Raw genomic sequence first — 11,861 nt, 5'->3', positions numbered from 1 at the left:
ACCTGGACTGCCCAACAGCGGGGTGCGCAAAAACACACAGTATTGGGTATTGTGATATTCTCAAATTTTATACTTTCTTATCTGATTAGAAAAACGCGGCATTCGCCTCGTCTTATAGCGAATGCCATGTTCGTTTCTTATAAAGTCATCCATAATTTATACTTTCTGACGTTATTAGAAAACTTGGCTTATCGCCAAGCTTTAATGGTGAAAGCCTTAGTTGCACTTATGCAGTAAGAAATAATTTATACTTTCTTAACTGCTAAAAAAAGAGCGCCACGGCACTCTTTTTTTAATCAGATATCCCGGTTATGGTTTTAGCGTTTTTTTTACCGGGTTTGTTCGGTACGTCATGATGATGTCGGCATCTGGGCTCATACGATTCAGACGCACCTACCAGAATGACCGGATCGTTATATGAAGCGGGCTCGCCATCAATCAGCCGCTGCGTCCGATTAGCCGGGGATCCGCAAATCGGACATATTGCATTCAGCTTAGAAATAGATTCGCTTTGTGCCATCATCTCCGGCATCGGGCCGAATGGTTCTCCGCGAAAGTCTGTATCAAGTCCGGCTGCAATGACACGAATCCCTTTGTCTGCCAGTTCATTGGCAACAGAGACGATGTTATCATCAAAAAATTGGATTTCATCGATCCCAACCACATCAATATGATGACGCCCGAGATATTCCAATATTTTTTCCGAGCTTTTTACAGGACGCGCGATGACAGACGTACCGTTATGGGAAACAACTGATTCCTCGGCATAACGGTCATCAATCACCGGCTTAAAGACACGGACCGAGAGATTGCCGTATGTTGCCCGGCGAACGCGCCGTATCAATTCTTCAGATTTGCCGGAAAACATGCCGCCGCAAATCACTTCAACCCATCCATTTTGGTTCATCACGTACATGAGCAGGGACTCCCTTCAAAGATGTATTCCTATTATGTAAGCATTCGATTAACATTATGCCCGGCAGAAAGCTTTTGCTCGTAAGACGTTCGTCAAGAATGATAATAATATTAGTTGGAAAAACTCGCCATTCATCTGGCTTAATAGCAACTACTGACACTTTTTTAGCAGTTAAGAAAGTATAAATTATTTCTTACTGCATAAGTGCAACTAAGGCTTTCGCCATTAAAGCTTGGCGATAAGCCAAGTTTTCTAATAGATTCTGACGTTATAAAGTGAAAAAACAGGCAACATGTGGACAAATTGCCTGTTTTTCATATGAGGGTATGGTTACCTCAGCTTTTTATCGAAACAAATTCCGCCTTATATGGACGGATCCGATGTTACTTCATGTTATATTTTTTCTTGAACCGGTCTACGCGGCCGCCGGCTTTATCAGCCTTTTGCTTGCCGGTATAGAACGGGTGTGAAGCTGAACTGATTTCAACACGGATCAGCGGATACGTGTTGCCATCTTCCCATTCGATCGTTTCTTCAGATGTCTGCGTTGAACCGCTCATGAATTTATAATCCGAGCTTGTGTCCAGGAAAACAACATTTCTGTATTCCGGATGAATTTCATTTTTCATGTCTTTCCACTCCTTTTTGCCCTGAATCCTTATGCATTCAGAGTTATTGTAAGAGCCGTCACAGGTCTCAAACGTTAGTTGAACTCACATAGAAAGATTATAACAGCGCCGCGTGATGATTGCAATAGCTAATCACTTCCTCACGCCGCTTTATGGCTGCTTAGTGCCCTTTCGCTTCATTTCGTCATCCATCTGCTGAAAAAACTCTTCATTGTTTTTCGTTGCGCGCAAACGTTTCAAGAAGCGGTCAAGGAAGTTATGAGAATCCTGCATTGTTTTGCGAATTGCCCAGATTTTGTCAAGATGATTTTTTGACACAAGCAATTCCTCTTTCCGCGTCCCGGATTTCAAGATATCGATTGAAGGGAAAATCCGGCGTTCAGCAAGATTGCGGTCGAGATGCAGCTCCATATTACCCGTTCCCTTAAATTCTTCATAAATCACATCGTCCATCCGTGATCCCGTATCAACGAGTGATGTTGCCAACACGGTGAAACTGCCGCCTTCTTCAATATTTCTGGCAGCACCAAAAAAACGTTTCGGACGGTGGAACGCAGCGGGATCAATACCGCCGGAAAGAGTCCGGCCACTTGGCGGGATGACAAGATTATAGGCGCGCGTCAGTCTGGTGATGCTGTCCATCAGAACAATGACATCACGCTTATGTTCGACCAGACGCATCGCGCGTTCCAGAACAAGTTCAGATACCTTGATATGATTTTCTGGAACTTCATCGAATGTTGAACTGACAACATCCACATCTTCCTGCACTGAACGCTCAATATCAGTTACTTCTTCCGGACGCTCGTCCACCAGCAAAATAATCAGTTTGGACTCCGGATGATTAGCGGAAATACTGTTGGCAATTTCCTTCAGGAGGACTGTTTTACCTGCTTTTGGGGGAGCAACAATTAAGCCGCGCTGGCCATAGCCAACAGGTGTCATCAAATCGATAATACGGGTGGACAGATTTTTTGTCTCGCGCTCAAGCTTCATAAGTCTGTCGGGATGCAGCGCTGTGAGTGCAGGAAAATGAACACGTTCTTTTGACGTTTCCGGATCCTCCCCGTTTACCGCGTCCACATGCAGCAGACCGTAATATCGTTCGTTTTCTTTTGGCGGCCGCACTTTCCCGGATACCTTGTCTCCATTCCTTAAGTCAAAGCGACGAATCTGTGATGCGGAAATATAAATATCTTCTGCACTTGGGGAATAATTGATCGGACGAAGAAAACCGAATCCTTCTGAAGGGATAATTTCCAGGATGCCATCCATAAATAAAAAGCCATCTTGTTCAGCCTGTCCTTTTAAAATAGCAAAAATAAGTTCTTTTTTTGTCAGTTTTGAATAATACGATATTTTGTATTCCCTGGCCAGAGCATAAATTTCTTTCAGTGTTAATGTCTCCAGATGGGAAATCGTTAATGATGCCATTAAATCACCACACCCAATTATTTTTAAAGATTGTTCAAAAAGTCCGGTCAGCACACATTGAAATTCTTCGCCAGCCTGCTTTTTTGCCCCTTGGAAAGAGAAAGTCGCTTTTCCCGTTTGCGATGCGAATGCAATAGAGCTTAGCTTGTCTTGTGCATACATTTCGCCGCTCGGGGGGGGTTTGTGCCACCTCGAACTTCTTGGCTCGATTATCCTTATTTTTGAAAATACGTTTGCATTGTGATAACAGTGAGATTATTCTCTTTCTATTGTGAATGGTCAGTATAAAACGATAGAAGAGTTTGCAGGAAGCTCAGGAAGCTAGAATGGAAGTTTTGTTGTTTATTATTACCCATTATCCTTATCCATAAACATTATCATACATTTTTATGGCGTTATATTCAATACTCTAGTTGAAAATTTTTATCGCAAAATCAGCAGGAATAGAATCCGACATGTTTCTTGTGCCATTGAACCTCCACTTATCCTTTTTCATCTTGAGGTTTAGAAGTGGAGGTTCCTGTTGTTTATTATTCAAACATGGTTTCTTCAGTTCGTATGCTATGATTTTATAACAAGGTTAGGTTTTTTCTTCAGACTATGCTCGCCGTCAATAAAACGGACTGTCCCGCTTTTAGCACGCATGACAACTGATTGGGTCGTATTTTTTAATCCTTTGAATTGCACACCCCGCAGCAACTCACCATCTGTTACGCCGGTTGCAGCAAAGATGGCATCATCACCACTGCAAAAATCATCCATATAATAGACTTTTTCAAAATCTGCAATACCCATTTCCTTACAGCGTTCAATTTCGCCGTCATTGGACGGAACAAGTTTGCCTTGGATTTCCCCGCCCAGACATTTTAAGGCGACTGCACTGATGACGCCCTCGGGCGCTCCACCTATGCCCATTAAAATATCAACACCCGTATCATCAAAAGCTGTATGCATAGCCGCAGCCACATCGCCATCCGGAATCAGCTTGATGCGCGCACCGGCAGCACGGATCTCTTCAACTAATTCAGCATGACGGGGACGATCCAGCACAATGACAACCAGATCTTCTATTGCTTTATCTTTTGCCTTGGCTACTGCTTTTAAATTATCCAACGTGGATGCATTGATATCAACTTTGCCGACTGCATCGGCTCCTACTGCAATTTTTTTCATATACATATCAGGTGCATGCAATAGGTTCCTCTTATCAGCAATCGCGATGACCGCGAGTGCATTCCAAGTACCCTGTGCCACGATACTTGTTCCCTCAAGCGGATCGACAGCGATATCTACTGTGGGACCGGATCCTGTTCCAAGTTCCTCACCAATATAAAGCATTGGTGCTTCATCTATTTCCCCTTCACCGATAACAACAGTGCCCTGCATCGGAATGGTATCGAAAACATTGCGCATCGCTGTTGTCGCCGCATCGTCTGCTTCGTTCTTTTTCCCGCGGCCCATCCAGCGTGCCGATGACTGCGCGGCAGCCTCTGTCACGCGAACAATTTCCATTGATAAACTTCTTTCCATATCTCCCTCTCCTTTAATATAAAAATTTCCTCATCCCAAAAGGATTTACATTTTGAAGGGAGTCTTTTTCTATCTCACTATGGACATGTCACATTTATTATGAATTCTGGAATTGCTCGATCTCTTTTTCGCTCATTTCTTCCCGCCATACGTTGGCACCAAGGCTATTCAATTTTTCGGTGATTTTTTCATACCCCCGGTCAATATGTTCGATACCAGTAATTTCAGTGACGCTATTTGCCATAAGACCGGCAATGATAAGCGATGCACCGGCACGCAGATCACTCGCTTTCACACGCGCACCCTCCAGCTGGACACGACCGTCAACAATCACTGAACCGCCTTCAACCTTAATCATGGCGTTCATTCGCCGCAATTCGTCAATATGCTTTAAGCGAGCTGAATAGATCGTATCTGTTATAATGCCTGTATTTTCAGCTTTCGTCAGTAATGTCGTAAACGGCTGCTGAAGGTCGGTTGGAAAACCGGGATAAACGAGCGTTTTCACATCAACACTTTTAAGCGGATGTCTCGGGGCGATATATAATTGCTCATCGCTCTGCTCGACAGCAACTCCCATTTCCTCCAGCTTCGCCAGAACAGACTCCAAATGCTGTGGTATCACATTATCAATGATGACCTCATTGCCTTGTGCTGCAGCAGCAATCGCATAGGTGCCGGCCTCAATCCGGTCTGGAATGATGGTATGCTGACACCCGTTTAAAGAAGGGACACCTTCAATCCGGATGACATCGGTTCCGACACCTTTGATATTGGCCCCCATATTCGTCAATAGTGTCGCAACATCAATGATTTCAGGTTCTTTTGCCGCATTTTCAATAATGGTTTTTCCTTTTGCCTTAACTGCAGCAAGCATGATATTGATGGTTGCTCCGACACTGACGACATCAAGGTATATTCTGGCTCCGCGAAGCTCATTGGCACGGATATAGATAGCACCCTGTTCATTGGTGACTTCTGCTCCCAGTGCTTCAAATCCTTTAATATGCTGGTCAATCGGCCGCGGCCCTAAATGGCATCCTCCCGGCAATCCAATCACGGCCTGATTGAATTTACCGAGCATGGCCCCCATAAAATAATAGGATGCTCTCAGTTTCTTGACTTTTCCATTCGGAAGCGGCATGGAAATCATATTTTCAGGGTCAATATGCACTGTCTGCCCATCCCAGCTCACCTTCCCGCCAATTTCCTCAAGCAAACCGCCAAGTGTATAGACATCCGAAATGTCCGGCAGCCCCTCGATGGCGACATGAGAATCGGCCATTAGCGCGGCAGGCAGCAATGCAACAGCACTGTTCTTTGCACCGTTGATCCGTACCTTGCCATTTAGTGGATGACCGCCTTCGATTAAAATCTTTTGCAATTACAGCACCCCGCTTCTAGACGTTGTACAGTTTGTTCGTAGCAAGCTTCAGCTATCCGGTCGCCTCCGCTTTCCTTTTTTCCAGCTACGACTCCCAGCGACTAGCGCGACTTCCTTTACCTCCGTACGATAAGTCAACATCGACTCCCTATTGTCGTCGTGTTTCCTTTATCTCCTCCGGCTCAGTCCAGTCCGCACGTCGCTATCCGGTCGCCTCCGCTTTCCTTTTTATATTACACATTTTTTCCAGTTTTATGCATTTAGTTTTGCTTATTCCAATCAGCAAGGAATTTTTCGATTCCCTGGTCTGTAAGCGGATGCTTAACAAGCTGTCCGAGCACTTTATATGGCAGGGTGGCAATATGGGCGCCGTTCATGGCAGCATCTGTCACGTGCAATGGATGTCTGATGGAGGCTGCTATAATTTCCGTTTCAATATGATGACGATTAAACATTTCGGAAATCGTAGCGATTAAGTCCATGCCATCATGCCCGATATCATCCAGACGTCCAAGGAAAGGTGATACGTAAGATGCTCCGGCGCGGGCCGCAAGCAGTGCCTGATTTGCGTTAAAAACCAACGTCACGTTCGTTTTTATGTTCAGCTCACTGAACTTTTTGACGGCTTTCAGGCCTTCCAGCGTCATCGGAACTTTCACCGTAATATGCGGTGCGATTGCCGCCAGTTCTTTCCCCTCTTTCACCATGCCTTGTGCGTCCTCGGATATGACCTCTGCACTGACGGATCCGGAAACCTCATCAGTGATTTCCTTCAGCCGTTCGTGGAACGAAACACCTTCTTTTGAAACAAGGCTCGGATTTGTTGTCACACCCGCTAGAATGCCAAGTTCATTTGCGGAACGGATGTCATCAATACTAGCTGAATCCAGGAAAAATTTCATTGTTTGCCAACCCCTCACTTTGAATTTTTATTTATCAACGCCGGACAGGTGTAAGTGTCCGGCAATCTTTGACAAATGATTCTGCAATATACTTCAATTTACTAAATGAACTACAATATAAGAATACCAACAAGAATGCAATGTCGCAAGCTTTGATTCAAATGGCTGTCATTCATTTATAGCATCCATCAAATCTAAAATACAGCAAGGCATATCATGTCTGCTGCATCGTTTATTTATAAAGTTATTATCATTTCATTCCAGAACACGTTTAACAAATTCGCTGACTTCCTGAATATTAAATGGCTTGGCAACCACTTTCTTGACGATACTGAACTCATTTATCCCTTTTGTGACATCTTCCACTAAACCGCTCATGACTATCGCCGGAACAGTAATCTGATCGCGCTCCATTTGTTTTAAAACCTCCGTACCGTCGATAATCGGTAATTTGTAATCCAGCATAAGCAAGTCAAATGGACGGTCGTACAGAGAATCCAGTGCTTCCTTGCCGCTTTCTGCTGTTGTTACACTGTACCCTTCATCGTTGAAAATTTCCTGTAATAACATACGTATTCCCGGCTGATCATCCACTACCAGTATCGCCTTGGTCATACACTTGAACACTCCTCACTTATGTATTTTCTATGCTTCACTTTTGTTATTATTCTACAAATCTTCCTAAAATTCCTCTATTTAAAAGGGCGTTTAAGCACTTAATTAAGCACTTAATTAGAAAAACTCGGGATTCGCCTCGTCTTATAGCGAATCCCGAAGCTTTCTTATAGGGTCATCCATCATTTATACTTTCTGACGTTATAAATAAGACTTGGATAACAAACACGTTTCTGTTTGTTATCCAAGTCTTATGTTATAGTGCGTGTTCAAAAAGGAGGATAAAAAGGACCAAGAAGTTCGAGGGCGGCGCAGTTTCGAGCAGCGGAATGTATGCCTTTAGATACATGAGCACAAGTAATGCTACCCTGAAGCCGCTTCGCACGCAGGAAAAGTGTTTTTCTTTTCCAAGGAGCGGAGAAACAAGCCAACGAAGAAATTCGAAGTGTCATGTTTACCGGACTTTTTGAACAACCTCTTATAGCTAATTTAATCGAGATTTTCCCTAAGAGCCTTGGACAAAAGTCGTTTTATTAAGGAAAAACCGAACTAACTAGAGCGTATACACCGCTCCGGAAATATACTTCGCGCACCTTAGGGCGGCTGGTGAACCTCCTCGTTCTGACGCACTGCGGGGTCTCACCGAGGCCTTTCCTCCCGCAGTCTACGTATATTTCCTCCGCTAAAACGGAGTATCGTTTATCTTTCGTACTGTACATCTCTTAGTCATGTCCAAGACTCCTAGTAATCTCGGCAGGCTGCACCGATAAATCCATGGAAGAGTGGTTGCGGACGGTTCGGACGTGATTTGAATTCCGGATGGAACTGACACGCGACAAACCATGGATGGTCAGCGAGTTCAATAGTCTCCACCAGCCGTTCATCAGGACTTGTCCCCGATAGAATCATGCCATTTTCATACACCTGCTCCCGGTAATCATTATTGAACTCATAACGATGACGGTGGCGTTCATATATCAGATCTTCATCTCCATAAGCCCACCTTGTGTTCGTGCCTTCCATCAGCTTGCATGGATAGCTGCCAAGCCGCAATGTCCCGCCCAAATCAGAAATATTCTTCTGCTCAGGCAGTAAATCAATAATGGGATCTGGAGTGGCCGGATTGATTTCTGCCGAATGCGCATTTTTAAGACCGAGCACATTTCTTGCAAATTCAACCGTTGCCAGCTGCATCCCAAGGCATATACCGAAAAATGGCTTTTTATTTTCCCTGGCATAGCGGATCGCCTCAATTTTGCCGTCTATTCCCCGATCACCAAATCCACCTGGGACGAGTATTCCGTCAACGTGCTCCAACTCACTTATAATCGCCTCCGTACTCGATTTCTCTGAATTAATCCATTTGATTTTAACATCGGTATCATACGAAAACCCTGCATGTTTTAAAGCTTCGACTACTGATAAATATGCATCCGGCAGCTCCACATATTTTCCGACAAGCCCGATAACTGTTGTCCGGTTTAAATTCCGCACACTGGCTATCAGCTGTTCCCACTCCTGCATATCAGGCTCATTACAGTTAAGCCCTAAATGATCACATGTTAGTTGATCAAGCTGTTGTTTCTGCAGGGCGATCGGCACCTGATAAAGGGTATCGGCATCAAGCATCTCAATAACCATTTGTTTATCGGTATCACAGAACAATGCAATTTTTTCTTTCATTTCCTCACTGATTGGCAATTCTGAACGCAGTACAATCGCATCGGGCTGGATACCCAGCGAGCGCAATTCCTTTACACTGTGTTGGGTCGGCTTTGTTTTAACCTCGCCGGCAGCTTTAATATACGGCACGAGTGTACAATGAATATACATAACATGTTCCCGCCCAATATCACTTTTGATCTGCCGGATCGCCTCAAGAAATGGCAGTGATTCAATATCCCCGACAGTACCGCCGATCTCCGTGATAACCACATCCGCTTTGGTCGCCTGACCTGCCCGGAAGACCTGTTCCTTGATCTCATTTGTGATATGTGGAATCACCTGTACTGTCCCGCCAAGATAGTCGCCGCGGCGTTCCTTCTTGATAACACTGGAATATACTTTTCCTGTCGTAATATTGCTGTATTTATTCAAATTAATATCTATGAACCGCTCATAATGACCAAGGTCAAGGTCCGTTTCCGCTCCATCTTCGGTTACAAACACCTCACCATGCTGGTACGGGCTCATTGTTCCGGGGTCAACATTAATATACGGATCAAATTTTTGAATAGTCACCTTTAACCCCCGGTTTTTTAAAAGCCTGCCAAGCGAAGCAGCTGTTATGCCTTTACCAAGTGATGACACCACACCGCCGGTCACAAAAATATATTTCGTCAACGCTCATCCCTCTTCTTTCTGTATGGTTGTGTCCTATTTTGATTGCTCTTTTGATAAGATTACATCCATTTTCAATTGATATACTTCTGTTTATTAGAAAACTTGGCTTATCGCCAAGCTTTAATGGCGAAAGCCTTAGTTGCACTTATGCAGTAAGAAATAATTTATACTTTCTTAACTGCTAAAAAAATAAAAAACGCCTCCCCTTTATTACACAGGGGAAGCGCAATATGTTTATGAATTTACGAGCCCAATAGAAATTGTACGCATCGACATGTTAAAAGTCAAGCGCCATTTTAATTGTTATCTTCTTCTTCTTCTTCACTATCATCGAAATCATCATCGTCAAAGTCGTCATCGTCATCAATCTCATCATCAAACCCTGTATCATCAGCGCTCTCATCACGTTCATCGACGACTTCATCTTCAAATTTATTAGTCAGGATTTCAACATTATCGTCAGCCGTATCCAAGCCGCCTTCTTCAGGCTGTTCGGGCTGAACTTTTTCTTTCTTTTTCTTCTTCTTCGTTTTTTTCTTTTTCTCCGGTTCCGGCGACGTTACAATTTCATCCATCTGTTCAACCGGGTACCAGCGCTTCAGTCCCCAAACGTCGGATTCAATCGTGAGAAATCTGCCGTCCAATGTCAGATCAGTATAAAACTGTGCAATAAACTCCCTTTTTTGCTCGTCCGTGTATCCTTTCAATTCAGTGACTTTTCCGTAAAGATCATTAAAATTCTGCGCTTTTTGTTCATCATGCATGATTTCACCAGCCAGCTCAAGCATGGATGTCACTTCAAGTTCTTCGCGGCTGTAATTTTTCAAGCTCACGATAACGCACTCCCTTATCAATATATTTCATAGACAAGGCATTCTTGCCTCATCACTTTACCAGCCATAGGTTTGCTCAAATCATACCATTCATTATAAACAAAAATAGGTCGAATATGCCAACAGAAAAACAATTAAATTGAAATTAATCTCAACGAAGCGGATCCTCAATCCGCTAAAAAGATGTAAACCGTCCAATTTAGTATTTAAATGAATCCTCATTCCGCAAATGGTGGGGAAATAGAGGTGAACAAGGGCGTAAAAGGCAAATAGTCGAGTAGGCGGGGGCTCTCCTTTGGGATTGTGCCCCTTACCCCTCACAGATCCGTGTATTATCACAGTGAAGCGCTATGACAGAATTAAACAACATATTGTACTATTTTGATAATGCGATTTTTATATGGGCTAAATGGTGCTCTTCGTGCCAAGCTAGTTTTGCAACCTTTGTTGCAACTGTTATCTTACCATTTATCTGGTGAATAAAGGCTCGATCTAATTGCTCGTCAGTTAAGCTATTGCCTAAAGATACAATGCGCTCATTCAAGCCTTCCAACATTTTAATAGAACTTTCTATAGGAAGCTTTGTATCCGGTTGAACAGCCCACTCTTCCTGATCAAAAGCTGGTACTGTTGGGCTCTCGTCTGTTAAAGCCAGCTTCAAACGTTGATACATATTCAACTGAGAATCTGCAATATGATGAACAAGTTGACGAACGGTCCAGCTACCATCACGATATGTTTTGCTTAACTCCTCGTCACTTAACGCGTCAACTGTTTCTCTTAATCGAATTGTATACGTTTCAATGTCTTTTAGCCATTCCTGAATATTCTCTAATGTTACTTTTTTAGGAACTTGTAATTCCCCAATTGGAAATCTTATATCCATTTACGATCCCCCATTCGTTATGCTTTACTTTCCTAATCCTTTTATATTTTAACATAAATATCTAATCCCTGGTTAATCTCCTAAAACGGGAATATATTGCCACTTTAATACATGAACCATTTTCATCTTTCCTTTCTGGTTATTTTTACTTCATGTCATGAGATTTTATTTTATTTAATTCTTGTTTCCTTCGTTTATGAACGGCTTGTCGCCCCTCATACCAACCGCCAGAAAGAAAGGCAATACCAACCAGAAGAATTAGCACTCGAGTTTCGCACCCCACATACCAAGGGATTCGGGGTGTTTATTAATGCCTGAAACCCTTGTATGACAGTGCTTTTGTCGAAATTCCATTTTCGCCCTCTAAGCGACATTATCGCCGTCAAATA

The 11,861-nt window shown here is 43.4% G+C and carries 11 protein-coding genes; 1 reads left to right on the top strand and 10 read right to left on the bottom strand.

All coding sequences use genetic code 11. The features are described from left to right. The coding region (locus IEW67_RS18250; protein WP_229671910.1) for a hypothetical protein at positions 1 to 237 on the top strand (237 nt) is incomplete at its 5' end. Between the two features lie 55 nt (positions 238 to 292). Here IEW67_RS18250 and IEW67_RS16555 read toward each other — a convergent pair. From IEW67_RS16555 to IEW67_RS16510, 10 genes are all read right to left on the bottom strand, one after another. Next, a complete protein-coding gene (locus IEW67_RS16555) occupies positions 293 to 916 on the bottom strand; it encodes a thymidine kinase (protein WP_188634185.1) in 624 nt (207 codons plus the stop codon). Positions 917 to 1,299: 383 nt separating this feature from the next. Further along, positions 1,300 to 1,545: a type B 50S ribosomal protein L31 gene (locus IEW67_RS16550; protein WP_188634184.1), complete on the bottom strand. Its 246-nt coding sequence runs from the start codon at positions 1,543 to 1,545 to the stop codon at positions 1,300 to 1,302. Positions 1,546 to 1,695: 150 nt separating this feature from the next. Then, positions 1,696 to 2,979, bottom strand: a complete 1,284-nt coding sequence (gene rho, locus IEW67_RS16545) for a transcription termination factor Rho (RefSeq protein WP_188634183.1) — start codon at positions 2,977 to 2,979, stop codon at positions 1,696 to 1,698. Positions 2,980 to 3,540: 561 nt separating this feature from the next. Next, the gene (gene glpX / locus IEW67_RS16540) at positions 3,541 to 4,509 is read right to left on the bottom strand and encodes a class II fructose-bisphosphatase (protein ID WP_188634182.1); all 969 of its coding nucleotides are present in this window, start codon (positions 4,507 to 4,509) and stop codon (positions 3,541 to 3,543) included. A 97-nt stretch (positions 4,510 to 4,606) separates the two neighbouring features. Further along, positions 4,607 to 5,893, bottom strand: a complete 1,287-nt coding sequence (gene murA / locus IEW67_RS16535) for a UDP-N-acetylglucosamine 1-carboxyvinyltransferase (protein ID WP_188634181.1) — start codon at positions 5,891 to 5,893, stop codon at positions 4,607 to 4,609. Positions 5,894 to 6,153: 260 nt separating this feature from the next. Further along, on the bottom strand, positions 6,154 to 6,795 hold the full coding sequence (gene fsa / locus IEW67_RS16530; RefSeq protein WP_188634180.1) for a fructose-6-phosphate aldolase: 642 nt from the start codon (positions 6,793 to 6,795) through the stop codon (positions 6,154 to 6,156). Positions 6,796 to 7,050: 255 nt separating this feature from the next. After that, complete coding sequence (locus tag IEW67_RS16525; RefSeq protein ID WP_188634179.1) at positions 7,051 to 7,410, bottom strand: response regulator; 360 nt, start codon at positions 7,408 to 7,410, stop codon at positions 7,051 to 7,053. A gap of 741 nt (positions 7,411 to 8,151) precedes the next feature. Continuing rightward, positions 8,152 to 9,753, bottom strand: coding sequence for a CTP synthase (gene pyrG, locus IEW67_RS16520; RefSeq protein WP_188634178.1), 1,602 nt, complete (start codon positions 9,751 to 9,753; stop codon positions 8,152 to 8,154). Between the two features lie 296 nt (positions 9,754 to 10,049). Continuing rightward, positions 10,050 to 10,586, bottom strand: a complete 537-nt coding sequence (gene rpoE, locus IEW67_RS16515; protein WP_188634177.1) for a DNA-directed RNA polymerase subunit delta — start codon at positions 10,584 to 10,586, stop codon at positions 10,050 to 10,052. A 376-nt stretch (positions 10,587 to 10,962) separates the two neighbouring features. Further along, positions 10,963 to 11,472, bottom strand: a complete 510-nt coding sequence (locus tag IEW67_RS16510) for a YfiT family bacillithiol transferase (RefSeq protein ID WP_188634176.1) — start codon at positions 11,470 to 11,472, stop codon at positions 10,963 to 10,965. Positions 11,473 to 11,861: the final 389 nt, after the last annotated feature.

Origin of the sequence: Lentibacillus kapialis (assembly GCF_014646635.1) — a bacterium.
In the GTDB taxonomy this organism is placed as follows: domain Bacteria; phylum Bacillota; class Bacilli; order Bacillales; family Amphibacillaceae; genus Lentibacillus; species Lentibacillus kapialis.
Note: the sequence above shows the minus strand (reverse complement) of the source record. Positions and strands in the feature narration are given on the sequence as shown.

Excerpts from the sequence above, each read along its gene's own strand:
- IEW67_RS16525 (WP_188634179.1), bottom strand. The coding sequence starts at position 7,410 with ATGACCAAGGCGATACTGGTAGTGGATGATCAGCCGGGAATACGTATG.
- IEW67_RS16510 (WP_188634176.1), bottom strand. The coding sequence starts at position 11,472 with ATGGATATAAGATTTCCAATTGGGGAATTACAAGTTCCTAAAAAAGTA.
- rho (WP_188634183.1), bottom strand. The coding sequence starts at position 2,979 with ATGGCATCATTAACGATTTCCCATCTGGAGACATTAACACTGAAAGAA.
- IEW67_RS16555 (WP_188634185.1), bottom strand. The coding sequence starts at position 916 with ATGTACGTGATGAACCAAAATGGATGGGTTGAAGTGATTTGCGGCGGC.
- IEW67_RS16550 (WP_188634184.1), bottom strand. The coding sequence starts at position 1,545 with ATGAAAAATGAAATTCATCCGGAATACAGAAATGTTGTTTTCCTGGAC.
- glpX (WP_188634182.1), bottom strand. The coding sequence starts at position 4,509 with ATGGAAAGAAGTTTATCAATGGAAATTGTTCGCGTGACAGAGGCTGCC.
- fsa (WP_188634180.1), bottom strand. The coding sequence starts at position 6,795 with ATGAAATTTTTCCTGGATTCAGCTAGTATTGATGACATCCGTTCCGCA.